This window comes from Paenibacillus sp. FSL H7-0918, assembly GCF_038007025.1.
GTDB lineage: Bacteria > Bacillota > Bacilli > Paenibacillales > Paenibacillaceae > Paenibacillus_AQ > Paenibacillus_AQ odorifer.
This window is the reverse complement of sequence record NZ_JBBOWJ010000001.1, coordinates 147,711-171,699: the sequence shown is the minus strand read 5'-3', so window position 1 is coordinate 171,699 and position 23,989 is coordinate 147,711. Positions and strand designations below refer to the sequence as shown.

Genomic DNA, 23,989 nt, shown 5'->3' with positions numbered 1-23,989 from the left:
AGCCCGGATCTTCCGTTTAATTATTTGAAGTATGGCTTAGACTGTGCGGCGCTACTGACCGCATACTTATAAGATTGGGAGGGTAAAGTCTATGAACCTTAGCATTCACTTGACAGGGTTAACCGAGAAACAGTTAGCAGCTGTTTCAGAAGTAGCAGGAATATTGAGTATTCGAATGGAACGCTCAGGGATACCAGTGATTTGTAAGAAGCAAGGGAAGGGCATTCAAATATCTTACGATGAGGCTCAGGTCACCATTGCGTATGAACAGGAACATCAATTGTTCCGGGCACTCAGCCGATTTCTTGAGAACGTACGCCGTGGAGAACGAGTTGAAATTAATGAACGGCCGGTTTATGAACAGTTAGGCTTCATGGTAGACTGTTCGCGAAATGCGGTTCTTAACTATGAAGGATATAAGGAATTGATCCGGCGTTTAGCGCTTATGGGATATTCAACGGTTCAGTTGTATACAGAAGACACCTACGAACTGGAGGGATACCCTTATTTCGGCTATTTGCGAGGCCGATATACAGGAGATCAAATTCGGGAGCTGGATCAGTATGCCGCGTTATTTGGCATAGAACTGGTTCCTTGTATTCAGACCCTGGCCCATCTCGGCCAAGCGTTGAAATGGCAGGCACATGCACCGCTTGTGGATTTCCAGGATATTCTCCTTATTGATGATCCCAGAACTTATGAGTTAATTGATCGAATGTTTGCTTTTATGTCGGCTCATGTAAGCAGTCGCCGCATAAATATCGGGATGGACGAAGCTCATATGATGGGACTTGGTAAATACCTGGATAAGCATGGGTATCAGGATCGCTCCTCGTTAATGTTAAAACACTTTAGCACTGTTATGGAGATCGCCAGAAATTATGGTTTCCAGACGATGATGTGGAGCGACATGTTTTTTCGTCTGGCCAGTTCCGGAGAATATTACGATGCTGAAAGTCCAATTAGCCCTGATATTGTAAAGCTGATTCCTGAAGATGTTACCTTGATCTACTGGGATTATTATTCGGAAACGCAGGAGAAATACGACGGGATGTTAAGCAAACATAAGCAGCTGAATGATCATATTGGATTTGCAGGTGGTGCTTGGAAATGGATGGGCTTCGCTCCAAACAATGAATTCAGTCGCCATGTCAGTCTGCTGGCTCATGATAGCTGTGTTAAGTATGGAATTCAAGAAGTGTTGATTACCGCATGGGGAGATAATGGCGCTGAAGCTTCCGTTTTCTCGGTTCTTCCTACCCTTCAACTTTGGGCGGAGCTCTGCTACACGAGATGTTTCGTGGAGAACCATGTCAAAGAAAGATTCAGTAGCTGCGTGCAAGGCAATTATGATGACTTTATGGCACTCGATGCGGCCAACTTGGTTCCGGGTAACTCGGCACCGGGGGGATGTTCTATCAATCCGGCTAAATACTTGCTTTATCAAGATATTTTATGTGGTTTGTTCGATCGACATGTTATTCCTAGCGCGTATTCGAAGCATTATCAGCAAAGTGCAGAAAAACTCGAACAGGCGATCACTCGCAATTCGCCTTGGCAATCCTTATTCTCTGTACAAGCCAGCTTGTGTCGCTTGCTCGAAATAAAGAGCGAAATCGGGATTTCTATACGCGAAGCTTATCATCGTGGAGATTTAGAGGAATTGGCTCACTTTGCCAAGGTGACTTTGCCACAATTATCTGATTTGGCCAGACAATTTATGGACGACTATCGAGTGCAATGGGAGCAGGAAAATAAGGTGTTTGGTCTTGATGTCTTTGATCTTCGTATGGGAGGATTGCTTCAGAGAATCAGAACGGCGATTCATCGAATCAATCGTTATGTCGAAGGGAACGTGGAAAAGATTGCCGAATTAGAAGAGGAGCTTCTGACGTTCGACGGCCTTGTTGACGAGGGCAACCCCAGGGCGATAAGTGCGAATTTATGGCACACGATTGCAACACCATCCGTGATCGCTGGGGTTTAAGAAGGGGGTGAGGTTATGATTGATACTAATCTGGACAATCAAAAGGGTACAAAGCAGCCTAACCTTCTGCTTATCACCGTAGATCAGATGCGTTTTGATTGCCTGAGCATTATGGGACATCCCGTCGTTGAGACACCCAACCTGGACGCTCTGGCATCAAGGGGGATCTTATTTGAGCACGCGTATTCGGCTACCCCCAGTTGTATTCCCGCCAGGGCTGCTATCATGACAGGAATGGGGCAAAGATCACATGGCCGGGTTGGTTATCAGGATAAGGTTGAATGGAATTACGCCCATACGATTGCCGGCGAGCTTGCTCAAGCTGGTTATCATACGCAGTGTGTTGGCAAGATGCATGTGTATCCTGCACGTAATCTATGTGGATTCCATAATGTGGTGCTTCATGATGGATATCTTCACTACAATCGGGATAAGAACCAAACGTTCCATGATGAACACTATGATCAAGTGGACGATTATTTGCAGTGGCTGCGAAGACAAACTGATACCAATTCGGATATCACTGACTTAGGCCTCGATTGCAACGCCTCAACGGTTGCCCGCCCCTGGCACTTGCCGGAAGCGATGCATCCAACGAATTGGTGCGTAACCGAGTCGCTAGACTTTTTGCGAAGAAGAGATCCTGGGAAACCATTTTTCCTATGGTCTTCCTTCGTTCGCCCCCATTCCCCCTTGGATCCGCCACAATGTTATCTAGATATGTACAAGGACTTGGAATTTCCTGATCCTCCAATCGGAGATTGGGTGGACGAGAGTGCTGCCTTAAACGCAGCTAAGGATCCAACTTCTTCGTTCACTAATTTGCCAAAGCGCAGATTGGATCGTGCCCGTGCCGCGTATTACGCGCTAATTACGCATCTTGACGACCAAATTGGGAGGTTGATCAATGGGCTGCAGGAGTATGGTGTTTTAAATGAAACTTTGATTCTATTTACTTCTGATCATGGTGAAATGATGGGGGATCACCATTACTTCCGGAAATCTCTTCCTTATGAAGGAAGTGCTAAGATTCCTTTCATAGTGTTTGATCCGGGAGAAACGCTTGGACTTCTTGCCGGCTCCCGGCTTGATTCCATTGTAGAGCTTCGCGATATTATGCCCACATTTCTTGAAGCTGCTGGCGTCCAAATACCATTTACAGTAGAAGGGCAAAGTGTGTTGCCGCTGTGCAGGGGAGATCAGACATTGTGGCGATCTTATATTCATGGGGAACAAGCCTATGGAGAAAAGTCCCACCACTTCTTAACGGATGGAAGAGAGAAATTTATTTGGTATTCTCAGACAGGGGAAGAGCAGTATTTTGATTTAGCGGCAGACCCCTCAGAGAAGATTAATGCGATAGGCTGTATTGATAAATTCGAGCGCATAAAAGAATGGAGAGAGCGTCTTATTCACGAGCTGGAGGGACGAGAGGAAGGGTTTGTAAACAACGGCGAATGGATTGCCGGACGCCCAATTTCTCATATTCTAAAGGCATCCCAATTGGGGGAATAATCATAACTTAGGGCAACCTGAACTTTCAGGTTGCCCTAAGTCTGTTAAGGATAGAAAGAAAGGTTAGTGAATTTACCAGCTACTCCGGCGTTCAGGCAAAGGGTCCTGATCTTGAATCATTCGATGGACGAGCAATTCAACCATCGAATGGCGAATATCTCTATAATCGGGATCTTCAAAACGATTGGAGTTCTCATGAGGATCCTCTTTCAAATCATACAATTCACCGTAGGTCTCACCTGCGAAGATTACCAGCTTATAGCGTGTTGTACGCAAACACTTAGCGTTAATGCCGCGATCATGAGCAATATAAGCGGTTAGGGCAGAATTACGCACATGGGACTCTCTTCCAGCCAGCACCTCCATCTGTGACACACCTTGAATTCCGTAGGGAGTTTTGAGACCTGCGGCTGCAAGCAGTGTGGGGACAATATCAACATGTTCCATTAAAGCAGGGACCCGTTGCCCGGAAGCAATCCCAGGACCGCGTACGATCATCGGGATTCGTGTTAACCCTTCATAAAACCACGGCCCTTTGTAAATCAGCCCATGGTCACCGAGCAGTTCTCCGTGGTCGCTGGTGAAGAGGATGACTACATCATCGTACATTTCTTTTTGACGCCAAGCTTTTATAATACGTCCGATCTGCTCATCAATGAAGGTAATCATCGCATAATAATTTCGGGTGAGCCGTTTCATATGCGCTTCATTAAGAGAATGCTCCTCACCGCCACCAGGCCAATATCCTCTCTGAATCTGACGCAGCAGATGTGGAGGACGAAGATGCACGTCGTCTGCTTCGCTGGCTGGAGATGGAATGTCAGTGTCAGCGTACATATCCGCGTAAGCTTTTGGAGGGTCAAAAGGGTGATGTGGATCGACGAAACTGGTCCATAAAAATAGCGGTTGTTCGGTTTTGTGAGAGAGGATCACATCGATGCTCCGTTCAGCAATCCAGTATGACTGGTGTAGCTCTGGAGGGATTTCGCTCTCCCACACATCGTTTTGAGCATTTGAAGCTCTGTAACGGTCCTTGCTGAAACGTTCTGCCGCTTCAGGGTTGCGCTCTCTAAGCCACTCCATATATTCCCCGATACAATTGTCTTCCGTAATATGATGTTCATCAAATCCGTAGTACGTTCCATCGGAAGCTCTTCCGCGGTCACGATAAGCAGGCTCTTCATATTCTTGTGAAAAGTCCCCCTTCATCTGAGGGCGGAAATGCATCTTTCCTATACCGATGGTTTTATAATCCGCTTTCTTTAAATGATCGCATAAGGTAAGTTCGTCTTCTCTGAGTGTGGTACCGATGTTCCAGGCACCGTGAACATGCGGATACCTGCCTGTAAAAATGGAAGAACGTGAAGGCGTGCAAACAGGACTAGCGCAGTAAGCACCAGTGAAGAGTGTGCCTTCCGAAGCAAGCTTGTCAAGCTCAGGTGTCAGTACGGAAGCGTTTTCGATACCTAGTGCGTCCGCACGCATTTGATCTGTGGTAATTAACCAAATATGAGTTCTTTTTGACATCCGTAACAACCCCCTATGAATATAGTGTATAGCATCACAAAAGCCTCTAGCAACCAATGAATTCTCCATATATTTCATTAGAATCGTCCATATGGGTTGATATTTTTATTACCTATAATTAAATAGTCTATCTCAATGTTGGAGGAGAAATTATATGCGGAAGTTATCCATATCAGGGGATCATTTTACATTAGACGAACAACCCATCCGGTTGCTTTCTGGTGCGCTTCATTATTTCCGGATCGTTCCGGAATATTGGCAGGATCGTTTGCTGAAGCTGAAGGCTTGTGGATTGAATACTGTTGAAACCTATATTCCTTGGAATTTACACGAACCAGAAGAGGGGAGCTTCAATTTTGCTGGATTTGCTGACATCGAGGCTTTCGTTAGACTTGCTGGAGAGCTTGGTTTGCACGTGATTTTGCGGCCAAGTCCTTATATTTGTGCGGAATGGGAATTCGGTGGATTGCCAGCTTGGTTACTTGCGGACAATAACATACAGCTGCGTTGTAATGATAACGTCTATTTATCTAAGTTGGATGCCTATTTCGATGAGTTGCTTCCACGTCTGCGGCCTTTGTTAAGCACTAACGGTGGGCCTGTGCTTGCTCTTCAGGTAGAGAACGAATATGGAAGCTTTGGTAGTGATAAGACTTACCTGAATGATCTAAAAGCAGGAATGATCGCCCGCGGCATGGACGTTCTGCTGTTTACTTCAGATGGAGCTGAAGATCATATGCTCCAAGGGGGCATGATTGACGGAGTGTTCGCCACGGTGAATTTCGGTTCACGGGCAAAGGAAGCCTTTGCTAAACTACGTGAATATCAGCCTACGGGACCGTTGATGTGTATGGAATTCTGGAATGGATGGTTTGACCACTGGATGAAACCGCATAATACACGCCCCGAATCTGAAGTAGCGGAGACTTTGGATGAAATGCTGGCTTTAGGAGCCTCTGTTAACTTCTATATGTTCCATGGGGGGACGAATTTTGGATTTATGAATGGGGCAAATCTTTTTGACAAATATGAGCCCATCGTAACCAGCTACGATTATGATACGCTGCTGGACGAATCCGGCAAGCCAACTGCAAAATTCTATGCAGCTCGGACAATAATTGAGAAATACGTAACGTTGCCGCCCCTGGAATTACCGCCGTTAATAAAGTCACAAGCTTATGGTAAAGTGTTGATGACAGAAGCAGCACCACTGTTCACTCAGTTAGACGTTTTGTCTCACCCAGTACATAGAGCATGTCCCGAGCCAATGGAGAAACTGAATCAGAATTATGGGTTCATTTTGTATTCGACGAAGATCAGTGGACCCCGCAGCAGTACGGAGCTCGTCCTTCAAGAAGTACGTGATCGTGCGCTTGTATTCGTGAATGGGGCCTTTGTCGGTACAGTTGAACGCTGGGATCCGCGAGGAATTCCATTAGAGGTTCCAACGGAGGGACTGCAGATCGACATCCTTGTGGAGAATATGGGGCGTGTAAATTATGGCCCGCTGCTTCGTGATCCAAAAGGCATAACCTGTGGCGTTAGACTCGGCTATCAATTCCTGCATGATTGGACGATTCGTTCTTTGCCTTTAACCCATCTTAAGGGATTATCATTCACACCGATAGATTGCGAGCAACGTCAGCAGCCCACTTTTTACCGGGGGAGCTTTCAAGTCAGTAAGCCTGAGGATACTTTTTTGCAGCTGGATGGATGGAGTAAAGGTCAGGTTTTTATAAACGGCTTTAATTTAGGGCGCTACTGGGAGCAAGGTCCCACTAAAACACTGTACTTACCAGCGCCGCTTCTGCGTCAAGGTGATAACGAGCTAATCTTATTCGAACTACATGGCGTAATGGAGCCAGTGGTTACTTTTGTGGATACACCGGAGCTCACATGATATTTAACGGGTGAGGAAGTATCATGATTCTATAGTATAGGTCTGATGATTTTTAATATATAATCAAAACAGCCCAACAATTTATAGGAACTGAAAATGCACGATTAGGGTGGGTTAGAGGAGGATTTTAAATGAGCTATGATTTGATGGCATTCGAGACGTTTAAAGCGCCGCAAGAGAGAGCAGCGTTTATGGAGTGGTATGAGCAGCAAGTGCAGTGGTCGGAAGATCATGCCTATAATGATCCATCAGTTTTATCGGAGGCGTTGCAACGCTTTTATAGTGAGTTGTCTGAGCAATTTCCTAATATGAATGTAGAGGACGAGATTTTTGAGGCGATGGAGGAAGCCGGAACGGATAACCGGTTGACTGACTACTCACTTGGCTCATCCGTCATCTATGCAGCTTTCGCTTATTCTGTAGCTGAGGAAGCTTATATGGCGATGCGGGAGTTGGCTATAAAACACAAAGTAGGATTTTTTGATGTAAGCAGCAACGAAGGCGATATTATTTTTCCTTGAAGCAAAATGATTTAGAGTGTAGACAGCTGGTTGCTCTCCTAGTTGTTAATGAAGTAGTGGCAACCAGCATGTTTTCTATCTTCTTTACTCTACAACAGACGGAATAATACAATCCTTAATCAGAGGCCACCGGTCACGAGGCTGAAGTGTGAATTCTGAAGCGATGGCTACGACAAGTTTTTTTTCTGGAATGCAGCAAATGACATTACCACCATCACCTAACGCTGAGTAGGTGTAAACCCCGTCTTCTTCGCGTAGCCACCACAAGTAACCGTAATGATTAGGGTTCATCGCTGTTGATTCCTCAATCCATGTCTCCGAAATGATCTGATTATGCCCCCATTGTCCACGGTTCAAATATAATAAACCAAAACGCGCCATATCGCGTGGAGACAACATAAGTCCCCATCCTCCTGTGGTGATACGATTGGGGTCTTCCACCCACCCCTTCACCTTAACCCCAAACAAATCATCGAACCCAAATGAGCTCATCTCATAATCCGGGATTTCATTCATTCCGATAGGTTTAAATAAACGTTCGTTGGCGAACTCACGGGCACTTTGTCTAGTGCTGCGCGTGATGATGGCAGAAAGCAGATGTGCTCCAGCGGTAGAATATTTGAAATCCCCAATTGTTCCTTGTTGGCCTAGCATATCCAGCGTATATTTTACCCAGTCAGGCTGCATACACATTTGCTCCAGCGGTTCGTGCCAATCTGCAAAAGCATAAGGTGCGGTCATCGTCAGGAGATGGCGTAAGGTGATTTCTTGTTTTTGCGGATCTTGAGCAGCGTTTGGAACATAGTCCGGGAAAAACTCCAGTACCTTTTGATCTGCATTGTTAATAAAGCCAGCCTCTATGGCAATGCCTATGAGCGCGGATATGATACTTTTTGTTACAGAGGCCACATGATGTGTGTCATTCGGGCTAGCGCCATTATAATATTTTTCATAAGCAATAGTTCCATTTCTTACCACAACAATCCCGTTGATATTGCTATACTCGGATTTGATCCTTGATTCTAGCTCTGAAAACATATTAGCATCCATTCCTAAGTTTGCGGGGGCTGAGATTTGCCAATCTGAAGTTGGATAATTGTTTTTGAGCATGAAAGGTACTCCTTTATGAATTTTTTTTCTTTACTGGAAAATAGACCTCGGTAACCAGATCCTCAGGCACAGCAACCTGTGTCGGGTCCGTTAAGTAGATTTCATAAGGTGAGTTCACCCATTCATAACCTTCATTTTCTATCCATTCTCTCAGCTGAGCATAGACCGAGGTCAATTCTGAATAGGCGCCTTTAAGAACAGATCTCGCACAAAGAGCATCAGGCAAATCTCTTGTACCTTTTACACTCTCTTTTATAGGGAGGGCAAACTCTGTATCATTTCCGGCTGGATTATATTCATGGCTGTGATATATCGTTATTGGCGTACCGAGCAAAGTGAGTTTTTCCGTGGCGATTTTTTCATATAGCCTGCTAAAATAATGTCCATAACCTAACGCATAGTCATCACTGCTCAACATCTGACGCGTAAAAAGAATATTCATAGGCTGAGTTTCAACAAGCTCTACTTTTATCTCATTCAGGTAAGACATCATGGGAATACCTTTCTCCAAATTTAAAACATCACTATTGATTTGTTGTAAGGTGTATTCATAAGCGCTTATTTTCTTCTGTATTTCTTTTTTCTTGAGATTAAGGGCTGAGTAGAGCTTCTCTTCTGAATGATTCTGTTCCCATTGTAAAATGTCTTTGATTTCTTCCAGCGAGAAACAATAACCTTTCAGACGATTGATAAAAAGCATTTTTTTAAGTTGTTTAATGGAGTAATACCTATAACCGTTCTCAGGGTTAATCTCATCGGGATGAATTAATCCGATCTCATCATAATATCGAAGCGTCTTCGTAGAAACTTCGCATATCTTCGAGAATTGTCCAATCGACAGCAAAAAGTCATCTCCTTTTTTCGTTTTAATTAAGCTTCCAAGCCAAAACATCGATGTTTGGTTCTAGCTCTACTTAACACCTTACCCTAAGGTCAAAGTCAACAGCAAAATAGTGAACCGATTCCAAGGATACGACAATATATAGGTGAATGGCCATTCAGAAAGGAGTAGCCTACTTGGAAATTGAAGAGTTGAGTGACCTAATAAAATTACATGGCAAAGCAATTTACGCATTTTGTTTTACGCTTGCGGGGAATAGGGTGGATACGGACGATCTCTATCAGGAGACTTTTTTAAAAGCTATGGAAATGCGGCATAAAATGGACCTGAACCAAAATCCGAAAGCGTTCCTTATCTCGATTGCTATCTCATTACGCAAAAACAAACGCAGAAAATGGGCATGGCGGCAAAGAATTGCACCTACAGCAGATTATAATGAAGCGGTCGATCTGGCGTGTACTTCCGATGGAGAGGTTATGCCAGAGGATGCATTGCTGTCCCAGGAGCTTCGGCACATGATTCATGCTGCCGCAGACCGGCTGAATGAGAAACTGAAAATAACGCTCTATCTGTACTATACCGCAGAAATGACCGTTGATGAGATTGCTTCAGCGCTAAGGATTCCACCGGGCACAGTTAAAAGCAGACTTTTCCAAGCCCGCAAGGCGATGAAAAAGATTTTGGAGGTTGAATCCCAATGAATGACTCCGAAAAGTTGGATCAACTGCTAAAGCAAGCGCTAGCTTCTACAGCAGAGCCGACAGAGGAATTAAACGAAAGAATCATCCAACAGTTTAAGGAGACTAAACCAATGAAACCAGCCTATAAAAAAAGAGTTTCGATTGGACTAATGGTTGCTATATTCACGCTTGTAATGTCTTTAACGGCTTATGCAGCTACACAGCTATTTAGCCCCAAGCAGGTTGCTGAGCATCTGGGCCAGCAACTGCTGGCAAAAGCATTCGAAAGCAGGGATGCTGTTGAAATCAACCAATCGGTTATATCTGGTGATTATAACGTGACGTTGAATGGAATAGTCTCGGGGGAAGGTCTTTCAGAACTGAGTAAGTCTGATCAGAATATTAACCCAAACAGATCCTATGCCGTTGTATCCATCGCCAGAATAGACGGTGGCCCCATGCCTGCTACAAGTGAACCGGAGTATGGCCAGGATCCATTCTTTGTGTCACCGCTTATAAAGGGACTAAAACCATGGCAGGTTAATATCACAACAATGAATGGTGGCTATAGCGAGGCTGTTATAGATGGAATTATGTACCGGCTTATTGAATGTGATGGAGTGGAGATGTTCGCTGACCGAGGGGTATATCTAGCTGTCAGTAATGGTAGTTCTTTTTTCAGCAAAGATGCGTTTGCTTATAATGAAAGTACAGGGGAAATTAGCGCTAATAACGATTACAAGGGAACCGCTATTCTATTTGAACTTCCGCTGGACCCAACCAAAGCTGACCCTGTCAAAGCTGAGAGCTATTTACAGGAGCTGTTGAAAGAACCCTCTGCCGACAGCAAAGTTGATTCAGCGGTTTCAACAGATGCAGCTGCCTCTATTGATGATGATGAGAAGGAACTAATTAAAAAAATAGAGGACATGAAGAAAAAAATCTCCACCGGCACGATTATCTCTGAATCTGTAAAGGAAGTGCGTGTTGATGAACAAGGGGCTTTCAATTATGAATACGATAACTGGAGTGTTAAGCTTTTTGTCCAAAATATGTTTGAGGAAGGGCAAATCGGTTACTCGGATTCCGTAAGTTTCAGTGCGGACGATAAAGAAACTAGGGCACTTCAATTTTCCAGAGATGAAAAGGGTGTAATCACGGGCAGGATTATTATTTTGAATTAGAGTATCATTCAGATAACTTTTCACAACACTTATCTATATTCGTTTTATTTATCGTCCATGACCTTCAGATCAATTCTTTGATCGGTCAGTAAAGAATTTAACGAAGAATTTAAAGCAGGAGAGATTGTTGAATATCAGATTCTAATAGCACAAAACGAAGTATCTATTCAAAAGATTAAGGCCAATAAGTAGCAGACTCAATGATTGCAATGAAAAAAGCAGGTGGACTAGCCACCTGCTTTACCGATCACCACACTTTAATATAATTTTTGCCCTTATTCAAAAGTGTAAGAGGTCCTAAAGTGCTTTTATTCTCTTTCTTGTTATCCAGAAAATCTGTATCCAGGATTATATTGCTGCCATCCGGATTCTCAAACTCGGCATCCACGATGCGCACCCGCGGCAAAGTTTCAGTTGAATGTACTTCACCTAAGAAGTTAACGAAGCTTTCAGGCAGATCAATGGAAAGGAATCCCTCATCTCCTTGATCTACAATAAAGAAGTCTGGATCAAAGCTTTCTTCAACTAGCTTTACATTCTCTCTTTCAAAAGGCTCTGCATTGTTTAAGTAAGCGTTGTTATTAATGAACATAGGCTGTTCAACGAGTTCAAACTCCTCAAGATCACCGTGTAACTTATGGACATTCTCGATATACTCCGCCAAAGAGGTGGTGTAGTTATTGAAATGTGAAGTGCCCACGCCTGTCCATCCGTCTTTTCCAACAATGATATTGTTATAGAACCGATCGTCCCCACCATAAATAAGTGAGAAACCGGCAATTTTTGTACTATGCGGAAGATGATATTGCGTGGACCGGTTTAGTACCTTTCGATGAACCATCCTGCCGCCGATTAGATTGTTGATATAGGCTCCACCTTGGGCTACATTCTCTAAAGCATGTTTAGCTGTCAAGATATTATGGTCAACAATGTAAGGGCCATGGCTTACTTCTATAAACAAATCCCGATGATTTTGATAGAACAGATTTTTGCTGATTCTTGTCCCTTGGGTCTGCCAATCCAGCCATAAACCTAAAGTACAATCGTGAATCCGGTTATGGTGGATGTGAGTATCGATCGGTGCGTGAAGCTTGATCCCGGCAATTTCGTGGCCCCAGAATTCCCGTTTTGTCGCAATGTTGTAAATATGGTTATGATGAATTTCGCTGAAAATACAACCTAAGTGGCCGACGATGGCATTTTGGCCGCAATCATAAATGGTATTATGGCGGATAAGATGTGAACCGATCGATTCTTTGCTCCAGCCCTGACGCTCAGCAGTAAAGACGGATTCAAGCTGATATTGATATCCGGGTTTGTCTTTTCGAAGGGTGCGGTAATTATGGCCTGTGGAAGCTTCTTTGCCGATACTGATAGCGCTGCATTTGGCATCGTGAATGATATTATTTTCAATAATCCAGCCTTTGCTCCAGTTAGTGCCTAGCAGTCCGGGCTGGTCTGCCGTTGGAGGTGCCCAAGGTGTTGCCGCATGCGCCATTTCAAAACCTTTTACAGTAATATAATCAATTCCGGTTTCTTCAGGGTAGAAACAAGATCTGCGTACATTGATTTCTACCAGTTCTTTGTTCGGGTTGGCACCTTGGAAATTAGCGTAAATCGTGGTGTGGTCAGGGCTTACTTCGGCAAACCAAACGTAGGTCGTCTGTTTTGGATTTTGGACCGGAACCATCTCTTGTGTCCAGAGATCCTTGAACTCCAGCTTTTCGACAGGAGCGGCCAGTTGATCATACTGACTGACCTCATAAAAAGACATGCCATTTAGATATACATCCCCTAAGTGTCTTGTCTCCTCTATAGTGACGAGCCAATCGCCAGACACTTCCTCAACATACGGATTAAAGCTGCCAAAAAACGTGTTCGGCAAGATCACTTTCCATATTTGGTTCTCAACCTGCTGCCAATCTTGTATATGCTCAGAGCCTTTTATGACAACCTGCTCGTCTTCAGCGGCTTGATAAATAATTCTTCTTTGTTCGCTTAATCCTTTGTATCTCGGTTTTACCCACTCGCGATATATCCCTTCATGAACGATAACCTTATCCCCAGCCACAGCTACTGAAGCCGCTTTATTGATGGTTAAAAAGGGATCCACCTGAGTGCCTTGACCTTGATCTGAACCGGTTTTTGATATGTGATATTCCATTGTCCTATAACCTCCGCTTGGTTGACTTTATCCAATATTATAGGAAATAACGTTGTTAGTTCTATACTTTATATAGTACACTTTAAGACAAAATTAGTGTTTTCGTGAAGGAGAATCTACTTGTGGCCCTTTTTTGAAAAACATGGTGTCAGCGAAAAAGATTACTTTAAACTCATTCCATTGAAAAACTATCATTTTCCACTTCATTTTCATCGGGCATTTGAGATTATTTATGTCAAAGACGGGCAGTTATCTATCACCATTGATGGGAAAAGCTATCAGGTACAGAAAAATGATCTGGTTTTTATTTTTCCTAATCAGATGCATGAATTTGAGACGATTGATTTTTCGGAGATTATGGTAATCCTTTTCTCCACAGAATTGATAGGTGATTTTCACATGAATTATAAAAGCTTTATACCAACTGACAATGTTCTCCATGCTGTGAATGAACCTGATTGTACAAAGCTGGATTCGATTTATAGCCAGAAAAGTTTCCTGTATGGTGTATGTGCGCAGTTGATCTGTCAGACATCATTTGCTCCGGTCAAACAGTCCCCGCAAACAAAGGTGCTCTATAAAATCCTGCTTTTTGTAGAACAAAATTATTCTGCCGATTGCACATTAAAAGCTGTAGCAAAACATCTGCAATATGATTACCCGTATTTATCAAAGCTATTTGTCCAGCTGATGAAAATGCCCTTCACAGATTACTTGAATCACTATCGGATCTCACAAGCATGTTATATATTAAAAAACTCGAATCTGACTATTGGTGAAGTTGCCAACCTTTGCGGCTATAGTAACTTACGGTCATTTCATCGGAATTTCCAGAAAATCACCCATCAATCACCGAAAGGGTATCGGGTTTCCAATCCGCCTGATAAGGAAATGAACTAGAAGACTTAAGGGGGGAGGGAAGAGGATAAAAAGAACTCCAAAACCACGAGTATAGTGGTCTTGGAGTTCTTTTTTTATTTTTGCATCATAATTCTGTAAATCAGCATGGCGGCTTCGGCACGTGTGGAATGGGCAGTTGGTGTAAGCTGCTGCTGAGAGTCTCCTTTAATAAGACCTGCTGATACCAGCGTTGCAATATCATTTGCCGCATAATTAGAAATTTGATTATGGTCGGTGTAGCTGTCTAATGCAGAGGGGGAGGAAGAGGTCGTATTCGATTCCCATACCTCAGCAGCCTTCAATGCCCTAGCTGCCATAACAAACATTTCTTGTCTGGAGATGGAGTCATGAGGGTGGTAAAGGCCGTCGGGTTGGCCCGTAACGACCCTTAATTTCTGAGCTGTCATAAGTCCCTCATAAAAATAATCGTTAGGTGACACATCAGCAAAGCTATTTCCTTCTGCTGCGGATAGACCTAAAGCTCTAACCAATAAAAGTGCGAAATCTGCACGTGTAACAGTCTGGTCGGGCCTAAACTCTGTTTCTGTTACACCATTAATGACACCTTTTGATGTTAGTACTTCTACAATAAACTTCGCCCAATGAGAATCAGTTATGTCCCTGAACGTTTTGTGATTGTAAACGACGGCGTATTGTCCAGATGAATTTGTTGTTGAGAAAATAGCTTGCTTCTTATCTGAATCATAATTCCCGCCTACTACCGGTTGGATGACTCCGTGCTCATTGACGTTCCAAACTACAATAAAGGCGTTGTTCAATGGAGGTACAGCTGCTGGATAAGGAAGCCCAATTTGTATGGCCGAATTTAAACTCTCTAATTGAACTGTTGTACCATCCAAAAGTAACTCGTAATCAATAAGCAAACTTTCACCCAATTGCTTCTTTAAACTTCCTGTTGTATCGACAGGCTTGAGGAGCAAGGTAACCGTCTTCACATTGTCCAGTGTCTTCGCCGGGAATAGATTATCCGGAAGTACAAAGGTAGCTAGTGATGTATTGATCTCCAGCTGCAATGTGGATGCTCCAACAAGAAATGCTGCGGCAGGGAGAGTGACTTCAAATGAGCCAACATTTGACGATTGTTCCTCTGCGAGCTGAATTCTTAGGATTTTGTGGCCTGCGGAATTAGGTTTGGCTAAAGCCATAATCTTTTGTAAGGAAGATTCAGTCAATATTGCGCTAGCTTTTTCTCCATTCATAGTAGTAGGTATCTCAATACTTACGCTACCGTCCAAATGGAGTATAGTAGTGGCCGAATCTCCAACCGATGATCCGGAACTGCCTGAGCTCGCGGCAGCCGTCGGACTTGGAGAAGCGGTCGGACTTGGAGAAGCGGTCGGACTCGGAGAAACAGTCGGACTCGGTGAGGCCGTCGGACTTGGAGAAGCCGTTGGGCTCGGAGAAACAGTCGGACTCGGAGAAGCCGTCGGACTTGGAGAAGCCGTTGGGCTCGGAGAAGCCGTCGGACTCGGAGAAGCCGTCGGACTTGGAGAAGCCGTTGGACTCGGAGAAGCCGTCGGACTTGGTTCCGGCCCATCCAAAGGAATGAACTTCAAGAAATCGCCCCAGATTATATTCCCGTCAGTATCCCGAGAGTAATTGACTACAGGATTTAAGCTGACAAAGTTAGAATCACTCAGTTCTAAACCTGATTTATTCGCCGATCGCGTACCGTCAAACATGAAATTATTGTCCGCAGCTAAAGAAGCTGGATATTGGTCTTTTGCAATGTTGGCAGTTCGGTAAGATAAGAAACCGTCAATCGTAAAGTCTGCAGTAATGTGATCATAAGTGGTGAAGCTTATATTACCACGCGTATTGTTAAATCCGATGTTGTTGATGGCGATCACACCTGGATTACTATTGCTTGTAAAACCATAAGCGCCATTACCAAAGGCGATGGAATCGCGGATGGTATGTGTGACATGAATGCCTTCGCCACCAAGCTTGAAGCCATTTTTATCACCGGCACCTACGGTTCCGTCTGTTAAGAACCCATTGTTGAAGGCGGCGCTGTGCTCAATCAGCACTGAACCTATTGCACCTGAGCCTGCTTTCGTATATAAGTCCCAGCCATCGTCGATATTGTTATGCGCCAGACAACCTCTAAAAATATTACCAACACCCGCAGTCAATTTTGCCGCAAAGCCATCGGCATTATTGTCGGATGGATCACGGTTGTCGAAGGAGGTACTGTTGAGAATTAAGTTGTAGGAAGGCCATTCACTGAGTTCTATCGCGGTACCATCTGTTCGGCTGATTTGTAGACCAGTGTCACCATTCGCATAGAAACGGCTATTTTCAACGATGTTATAATTGCCTCCCACCGTAAAGCCCTTGGTATTCCCAGCTGAGCGAGTGAAATCAAGTCCCTTCACATGCCAATAGTTTCCGCTCAAGAGAACGCCTTCTGTTTTTTTGTCAAAATCAAAGATAGGTCTTGCTCCTGGTGCTGCTTCTATATACTTTTTGGCGGAGGCTTTGCCATCATTGTACTTTTTAATCTCAAGTGGTGATTTCCGCACATAACGACCCTCAAGCACAATAATATGCTGACCTGGTTTAACGAAATCAATCGCAGTATCGATATCAAGTGGGAGATTGATTGTTCCATCTCCGGAGCTTGATCCGGTGGGGGATACGTAGATCTCATCATCTTCGTTATAACTTTTTAGGGTGACGGTAAAGTTGCTGATGATCTTCTCATAAGAGGTCAAATACTGAGTATCATCTGGTAAAAAAGTAATGCTGAAGTTCGTATCTCCTTGATCAAGAAGTCTCGTGGGAATAGAAAGACGTTTACCAGATATTGCCTCGATATCCTGAGCGATGATCGTAGAACCTTGCTTCAACGTCACCGTTCCGTTGACATTAGAGCGCACAATCATTTGGTAAGCTGGATCTGAGGTTTTACTTAGTGAAAGTATATTTAAGCTAGGTGTGACGGGAGTCGCAGGTGGTTCTATTTTAGGAGAATCTGTAGCTGCTGAAGTGACTGTTAATTGAATATTGCTTACATTAATTGTGGCTAAACGTGCGGCATAGAATCCGACATAGATTTTTGAATCCTGTACGCTAAGAATGTCTGGTGTGAAATGAATAGCTTGCTGGCCATTATTGAGCTGTCCTGTAAAACCACTATTCGTCTTTGCTAAGGTTAAATGGTAAGGTGCTGCTGGAACAGTATTGGCAGGTGCAGGACGTTCTTTTTGAAGCATGATGGTTTGAATCCCTTTACTGCCAGTCCCATCCGTTTTTTCAACTCCCGTACGGACAAAAAGCTGTGTGCCCAGATCGCTTTTCGTCCCGCCGCTATAACCACCGATGGCAGCTATATTGGATGCAAAGACGCTAGAATTTCCTTGTGTGCCGATGACGTCACGTGCCATAATGCCAAAAGATTCTTGCCCGTCATATGGATTTTTTGCAAAAGCCAACACTTGGATATCCGCAGACAGCACGAAATTATCTTCCGCAGCATCTAGCTCGGTGTAATAGAAGGTAATGCCGTCATGATCTTCGGTGACTTTACCGCCGCCTTCCAAAGCGATCAGTTGGGCGGATCCATCCTCGTTGACAATCGTCTGATTGTTAGTAGCTGAAGTGGACTGACCGAATTGAATGCTTTTCCAAACGGGATCCATCTTTTCTTTTACTGTAACGGAATACGTAATGGGCATAATAGAAGAATCGGTAGGGAGTATGCCAATTTCATACACTCCAGCTGCCTGATTGTCGAACTTGGAAGTGTCGAGCGTATAGCTGTTTAGCTTCTCTCTATCTGAATTATCATACACTTTGGATACGAAGAGATCTTTGCTGTCAAAGTTTTCGTTAATAAAAAAGGTAGTTTTAGGATAGCTGGTGACTTCGATGCCTACTAGTTTTTTAACGTTGACCTTAACTTGAAAAGAGGTTGTTAAGCCTTTATGCGTAATTGTGATTTTTTTATCCCCAGGTGTCGTGGTGTCGAGAGGAGAGACCTTGTATTCATTGTTCAACAGCCGAATCTGTGTACCATCACTGTAATGAGCATAAACCACAAGTCCTTCTAGTTTGAGGGAGTCACCGATATAGTAGAGTGTTTGTTTAGGTTCATTTCGAATTTCTAAAGCGGATAACGTCGCTGCTTTTACTTCCACATTAAAGGTCGTTGTGATTGCTGGCGCCTCTGTTGTAGTAACGGATACCGCTGTGGAGCCTGATTGCGTAAATAGATACGGTAACAAATCGCTGACCGGTTGTCCGTTAATGGAGAGGGAATAAAGATCACTGGTCAGCTCTTTGGTCAGGAAGCCGTCGTTATAATTGGCAACAAGAACAAGACCTTCTGGATCGAAGGTATCCCCTGGGTAATATACGGTTTTAGCTGGATAATACTTCACTGATAATGAGGTCATAGATAATGGAACGATTTGCAAAGGAATGCTCACGAAAGCACCGTTGTAGTTGATGGTTATGATATTTTCTCCAACCTTGCTGCTATCAAAGCCTGTAACAATATAATCCGTAGAAGACAAAACTGCTTCACTCTCATCAGAAAAAATAGCCTTAACGACTAATCCAGTCAAATCAAGGGGCTCACCAACCAGATAAGTGGTTTTCGTCATTGCGCTCGTATCAGCGGTTAAGCTGGTTACGATTTTGGATTCGAGCTGGATGTCTATGTCACTGAAAGTAACAGTTGCATCTCTAGCTACATAGATTCCGGCAAAAAGAGTATCAGTGAACGTATCGTCCAGAGTTATGATTTCGGTCTGATCACCCACACTTAATCGATAAGTATCTCCTGATTTTTTAATACTTAGCGAATATACAGCTCCTGCGGACGGGGCCTGGATATCGCTAAAAGGATTTAACTTCACTTGGGTATCTTTTTTATAAAAACCTTTCATTACCTGATCCAAAGCACCGACCGCCGCGTAGTTAGAAGTAGTTGTGTTTGTATCTCCGTTCGTCCCAATACTGTCGCGGAGCATAAGACCGAAGGATTTCTGGTTAGGTGTGCTGACAGTACTATTGTTATTAAAAGCAATCACTGAAGCGGTCGCTTTCAGTTCAAAGTTCGCATCCACAGGAATCTCTTTCGAATAAAAAGATAATCCCTCATCGCTGCTAGAGATTTTGCCGCCGTAAGTCGTCATCGTTACAGAGGTTGGACTTTCAATTATAGGTTCGGGGTTCTTAGCTGGACTAGTATTGCCTCCGAAGGCGCTGAAGCCCCAAGGTCCTAGCTCGATTTGGCCTTCTTGACTGAATTGAATGTTTCGGAACGTAACCGTAGTATTTCTAGCAGTATAAAGGCCCACATATTGAATGGAGCCGTCAAAGCTTTCGATCGTTTTGGTTTCATTGCCGATGCGGACAATATACAGATTTCCGGTCTTTTTGATGCTTAATTCGTAATTCTCTCCTTGGGCAGGGCGATTAGCGTTATCAAACACGTACCCAAGTTTCTGTAGGCTTGTATTTTGCAATTTATGAAACGCTTTCATTTCTTGATCCAAAGCACCCACGGCGACATAATCTCCAGAGTAGGCTCCGAATTGGTTATCCCACACATTGCCGCGCAGCATTATTCCGAAGGAAACTTGGTTATTGGCTGTCCAAGCATCCACGTGAGCCGTTGCCTTTAACTCAAAATTAACACTTGGATCAACTTCTTTAAAGTAATAAGCGATACCTTCCGTGCTGCCCGATACTTTACCTCTATCGTTCGAGCTTCGCAGTGTTGCTGATCCATCCGTGTTCTCCGTAATGCCAAAGTTGGCCGCAGTAATCTTGTCTTGCCCCCCAACATCACCAAATACGCTGCCTTGCCATTCACTTTGAATGTTAATCATTCCTTCATAAGGATCAGGTGCTTCCTCTGCAAACATCGATAACGGAAAAGAGGAACACAAAAGCAGGAAGGTTACGAGCATGGCTAACAAACGTTGTTGTTTTCTCAATGATTAAAACCTCTCCTTATATGATCGATTTTGACCAAAGCTAAGCTTGATCATCCGAAATTATACGTTATCACTAAAGCGTACAGCTATAATCAATACGCCATATAACGCTGTTTATGCAGCAGGAGAGGGAGAATCTGAGTTAATGACACCCGGTTTATGCCTTTGCTTCTGCTATTTACGTGGAGTTTTCGGAGTCTGTTGCTGGTGGTTAGTACACTGGCGTGGTGGTTACGGGTGCCGAAGCTGCCGATAAGTATGCTTGCAGTGGAAGTCCGCGACCGTTTGAGCAAAAATTACGCCCGCGATTGGAGTTACGGACCGTAGTGCAGCTATTTCAGCTAATTCGCTCATTTTCCCTGAGTTTCGGACTGCATAGCTCTTAATGAGCTGAAAAAGTGGAACTGAGCAGTGTTTTTGAGTAAATAGCTACAACTGAGTCCGATAGCATGGCGAAAACGAGGAAATTCAGCAAATAAGGGCTGTACGGTCCGAACGTAGGGAGTGCATTGGTGATAGTCGTAGGTATTTTATAAGATACGTAGATTCTGGGGAAATCATAGCCAATACACGGGCTTGGGCAGTCATTACTTCCGCGGTTGTTGTTACGGACCGTAACGCAGCTATTTCAGCTAATTCGCTCATTTTCCCTGAGTTTCGGACTGCATAGCTCTTAATGAGCTGAAAAATTGGATCAGAGCAGTGTTTTTGAGTAAATAGCTACAACTGAGTCCGATAGCGTGGCGAAAACGAGGAAATTCAGCAAATAAGGACTATACAGTCCGAACGTAGGGAGATCATTGGTGATAGTCGTAGGTATTCTATAAAATGCGTAGTTTCTGGGGAAATCATAGCCAATACACGGGCTTGGGCAGTCATTACTTCCGCGGTTGTCGTTACGGACCGTAACGCAGCTATTTCAGCTAATTCGCTCATTTTCCCTGAGTTTCGGACTGCATAGCTCTTAATGAGCTGAAAAAGTGGATCAGAGGGGTGCTTTTGAGTAAATAGCTGCGTCTGAGTCCGATAGCGTGGCGAAAACGAGGAAATTCAGCAAATAAGGGCTGTACGGTCCGAACGTAGGGAGTTCAGCTGGCGAGAGTGCATAATGAATGGCAAACAGATTAAAACTGGCTTACAAAGTGAACCAAATCATCTAAATATGGCTCAACAACAATATGTCGTGGAAAAAAGACAGCGGTCAAATATGTTCTTAATGGTGATAAGGCATTCTTTTTTGAGAGCATAGAGTGATCAGCATCAGGAATATAGAAGACGGAGAGTAGGTTTTCAGGAATTTTTTCACGGTAAACACGTTCGGTTTCCTCAACATCTACATTTATATCTTGCCCGCCAAGAACTAAGTGGACAGGTGTAGTGAAGTTTTTTAAATCCCCGCTCGCATCTGACTGATAATTTTTAGCGAAAAAACCCCATTTTTCTTTGGAAATTAAATCGTCCGATTGTGCAATTCGCAAGTACTTTTCATACGACGCCTGTTCTTTAAGTAGCAGTAGGATTTGCGCGTTATAATCTTCTCTCTTTTTTATCTCCTGTTCTGAAAAACCTTCTAAAATCATCTCTTGTCTGGTATTGTATTGTCCTTGAGAAATCCATTGAATGGCGGGGGATACAAGAATACTGAAGGCGAGATCAGGCACTTTTTTAACAATCTTAGGAATCACCCAGCCCGCCTGACTTGCTCCCCACAAACCAATAGCTTGAGCATCAATCATAGGTAAGGCTTTAGCCCAGTTAATCGCATATATAGTTTCTTGCGCCCTATCCTCCATGCTTTGTTCTAGCCAGTTCCCTGAGGAACCCCCAATACCCGGTTTGTTAAGAGATAAGGAAGCATATCCGGCAGAGGCGAGCTTTTCCCACAAAGGTTTATATCCATCATCGTAAGTATCATTAACTGGGCCATCCCCATGAACAAAAACTACCAGTCCGACGGTTCCAGAGTAACTTTCAGGCAGAACTAAGGTTCCTGTTAGTTGACCTTGAGGTGTATCTATTTCAATTTTTTGCTCAGTCATTGAAAAAGAATGTTGCTGTAGTACGAACAGGACCGCTGCAATCAACAACGAAATGGTAATCATCCAGACAGTTAGCTTAATTTTCTTTTTCATTCATTGATCCCCCAGATTGTAGCGATGTTTTTCTTATCATGTAATGCCAAACAGGCTCTTTGAAAAGTAAATGTCTTACCGCGCTATAGTCAGATTTATGGATCTCAAAGTTCAACTGCTGGTACATATTAATGGCTCGTTTATTATTGTTAGCAACATGTAGCGTTAGCTTTTCAACCTCAGAATGACTGTTGACAAAATCCGCCGCCCAAACCAGCAACTCTTTGCCAATTCCCTTATTACGGTGACTGGACCGAACAGCCAAATGAGCCACATAACACTCTTTTGCTCTAGGTTGATAATCCAAAAAATATAACCCAAGGATTAACTTACAAACATTTAAGTATCCAAATTTCTTGAATAGCTGCAAAAAGGGAGCCCGATTCAGTGGTTTAATTGATCCTTTTTTAAGGGAGAGCGTATACTGCCATTTTAAGTAGATAGTGCCAACCACTTCTCCGTTTTCATAAGCGATTATTTGTTTAGATGATAAGGAAGAAGAATCTTGTTCCCAAAGTCTTATAAGTAGATCAGCAATTTCATTGTCCTCGAGAGAGAGGAGAGAGTGAAATTTCCCGTGAAATGCATCTACCAAAAGCCTGCTTACAGCCTCACGATCTTGTTCCTGGTAATGGGCGATGATAACCTCGTTTGTACTCATTTAGTGGTATCATCTAAGGCATGCTCGATTTGAATTTGAAGCTCATAATGAAGCTTGTCGTTGTTAAACATGGATAGGTACGATTTCTCCAAAATGATGATTGGTCCCAATACCATGTAGTGATGCCCATATAAAAAGTGTTCCAGCTTGGCAATCTCATGATCTACATCCTGATCGTCTGTTACAAAAAATGCTTTATAGAGATAACACCCTTTTTCTAAAACAATGTCAGGCGCGGGAGTGGTTTCAATGGTTTCAAAGCATAAGGTTACTTGTTCAGAATCGTATACATAATGCAAATCTGTTTCAAATAAATGATGGTACTGCGGTCTTTTTTCATATAAACTTCGTGCAGTTAGTGTTTCGTTATCCTCTAGCACCAACCACTTTTTCAGATAACGATTGTCCACATGTTTAATTTGATAATCCCCCTTCATGTTGCCATAATCTGCATGCTCTTTTAGTACCTTTTGTATAAATTGTTGCAGCATTATTAATTGGTTTATTTCTGAGTTGATTTTGTTTAACGATTTCTCTAACAGCAGTTGGTAGTCATTCGTTGCGGATTTATTCATACTTTGGCTAATGGTGCTGACAGGGATGTTTAATTTGCGGAGCAACAGGATATGTGCCAATTGATAGATCTCATCGATGCCGTACATCCGGTACTGATTATTGTCTATATAGGATGGAAACAGGATTTCTTTTTCTTCAAAATATCGAATCTGGTGGATAGATACATTCATAAGTTTTGATAGTTCGCCAATTGTAAGGTACGGATTCAAGGGCGGTGCTCCTAACTGTAAGTTATTTGATAAAATAACTATAAACCTTAGGTCAGACCTAAGGTCAAGCGTTGATTAAAATACGGACTAAGCAGAGCACTTTTTTTCTG

Annotated in this window: 16 protein-coding genes; 8 read left to right on the top strand and 8 right to left on the bottom strand. The window is 43.4% G+C overall.

Annotation, left to right across the window (positions count from 1 at the left end):
- Positions 1-91: 91 nt before the first annotated feature.
- Positions 92-1,987 carry a family 20 glycosylhydrolase gene (locus MHI15_RS00865; RefSeq protein ID WP_076129724.1) on the top strand — a complete coding sequence of 632 codons (1,896 nt, stop codon included), beginning with the start codon at positions 92-94 and terminating at the stop codon, positions 1,985-1,987.
- A 15-nt stretch (positions 1,988-2,002) separates the two neighbouring features.
- Positions 2,003-3,502, top strand: coding sequence for an arylsulfatase (locus MHI15_RS00860; protein WP_076194913.1), 1,500 nt, complete (start codon positions 2,003-2,005; stop codon positions 3,500-3,502).
- Positions 3,503-3,574: 72 nt separating this feature from the next.
- On the opposite strand, the gene MHI15_RS00855 is transcribed toward MHI15_RS00860, so the two are convergent.
- Complete coding sequence (locus MHI15_RS00855) at positions 3,575-5,029, bottom strand: sulfatase family protein (RefSeq protein ID WP_076280214.1); 1,455 nt, start codon at positions 5,027-5,029, stop codon at positions 3,575-3,577.
- Between the two features lie 154 nt (positions 5,030-5,183).
- On the opposite strand from MHI15_RS00855, the gene MHI15_RS00850 reads away from it, so the two are divergent.
- Positions 5,184-6,929, top strand: coding sequence for a glycoside hydrolase family 35 protein (locus MHI15_RS00850; protein WP_076129721.1), 1,746 nt, complete (start codon positions 5,184-5,186; stop codon positions 6,927-6,929).
- Positions 6,930-7,060: 131 nt separating this feature from the next.
- Positions 7,061-7,450 carry a hypothetical protein gene (locus MHI15_RS00845; protein ID WP_076129720.1) on the top strand — a complete coding sequence of 130 codons (390 nt, stop codon included), beginning with the start codon at positions 7,061-7,063 and terminating at the stop codon, positions 7,448-7,450.
- A gap of 84 nt (positions 7,451-7,534) precedes the next feature.
- Here the strand turns inward: MHI15_RS00845 and MHI15_RS00840 are convergent, their stop codons facing one another.
- Together MHI15_RS00840 and MHI15_RS00835 are read right to left on the bottom strand one after the other, a co-directional pair.
- A complete protein-coding gene (locus tag MHI15_RS00840) occupies positions 7,535-8,560 on the bottom strand; it encodes a serine hydrolase domain-containing protein (RefSeq protein WP_076129719.1) in 1,026 nt (341 codons plus the stop codon).
- Positions 8,561-8,573: 13 nt separating this feature from the next.
- On the bottom strand, positions 8,574-9,404 hold the full coding sequence (locus MHI15_RS00835; protein WP_341164027.1) for a MerR family transcriptional regulator: 831 nt from the start codon (positions 9,402-9,404) through the stop codon (positions 8,574-8,576).
- Between the two features lie 146 nt (positions 9,405-9,550).
- Between MHI15_RS00835 and MHI15_RS00830 the strand changes: the two genes are divergently transcribed.
- Both MHI15_RS00830 and MHI15_RS00825 read left to right on the top strand, forming a co-directional pair.
- Positions 9,551-10,102, top strand: a complete 552-nt coding sequence (locus MHI15_RS00830) for an RNA polymerase sigma factor (RefSeq protein ID WP_076129717.1) — start codon at positions 9,551-9,553, stop codon at positions 10,100-10,102.
- Positions 10,099-11,265, top strand: a complete 1,167-nt coding sequence (locus MHI15_RS00825) for a hypothetical protein (RefSeq protein WP_248548783.1) — start codon at positions 10,099-10,101, stop codon at positions 11,263-11,265. Before MHI15_RS00830 ends, MHI15_RS00825 begins: the two co-directional genes overlap by 4 nt.
- 247 nt (positions 11,266-11,512) lie before the next feature.
- On the opposite strand, the gene MHI15_RS00820 is transcribed toward MHI15_RS00825, so the two are convergent.
- On the bottom strand, positions 11,513-13,429 hold the full coding sequence (locus MHI15_RS00820; protein WP_341164026.1) for a right-handed parallel beta-helix repeat-containing protein: 1,917 nt from the start codon (positions 13,427-13,429) through the stop codon (positions 11,513-11,515).
- 120 nt (positions 13,430-13,549) lie between these two features.
- On the opposite strand from MHI15_RS00820, the gene MHI15_RS00815 reads away from it, so the two are divergent.
- Entirely contained in the window at positions 13,550-14,329 is a 780-nt protein-coding gene (locus MHI15_RS00815; RefSeq protein WP_341164025.1) for a helix-turn-helix transcriptional regulator, read from the top strand.
- 74 nt (positions 14,330-14,403) lie between these two features.
- Here the strand turns inward: MHI15_RS00815 and MHI15_RS00810 are convergent, their stop codons facing one another.
- Positions 14,404-20,301 (bottom strand): bacterial Ig-like domain-containing protein, encoded by a 5,898-nt coding sequence (locus MHI15_RS00810; RefSeq protein ID WP_341164024.1) that lies wholly within the window; start codon positions 20,299-20,301, stop codon positions 14,404-14,406.
- A gap of 159 nt (positions 20,302-20,460) precedes the next feature.
- Between MHI15_RS00810 and MHI15_RS00805 the strand changes: the two genes are divergently transcribed.
- Positions 20,461-20,628 carry a hypothetical protein gene (locus MHI15_RS00805; protein WP_175620023.1) on the top strand — a complete coding sequence of 56 codons (168 nt, stop codon included), beginning with the start codon at positions 20,461-20,463 and terminating at the stop codon, positions 20,626-20,628.
- A 797-nt stretch (positions 20,629-21,425) separates the two neighbouring features.
- On the opposite strand, the gene MHI15_RS00800 is transcribed toward MHI15_RS00805, so the two are convergent.
- The 3 genes from MHI15_RS00800 to MHI15_RS00790 are packed head-to-tail and all read right to left on the bottom strand — an operon-like array spanning position 21,426 to position 23,879.
- Positions 21,426-22,433, bottom strand: a complete 1,008-nt coding sequence (locus tag MHI15_RS00800; protein ID WP_076303302.1) for an alpha/beta hydrolase family protein — start codon at positions 22,431-22,433, stop codon at positions 21,426-21,428.
- Positions 22,417-23,094 carry a GNAT family N-acetyltransferase gene (locus MHI15_RS00795; RefSeq protein WP_341164023.1) on the bottom strand — a complete coding sequence of 226 codons (678 nt, stop codon included), beginning with the start codon at positions 23,092-23,094 and terminating at the stop codon, positions 22,417-22,419. The genes MHI15_RS00800 and MHI15_RS00795 overlap by 17 nt, the downstream gene beginning before the upstream one ends.
- Positions 23,091-23,879 carry a MerR family transcriptional regulator gene (locus MHI15_RS00790; RefSeq protein ID WP_341164022.1) on the bottom strand — a complete coding sequence of 263 codons (789 nt, stop codon included), beginning with the start codon at positions 23,877-23,879 and terminating at the stop codon, positions 23,091-23,093. The genes MHI15_RS00795 and MHI15_RS00790 overlap by 4 nt, the downstream gene beginning before the upstream one ends.
- Positions 23,880-23,989 lie beyond the last annotated feature (110 nt).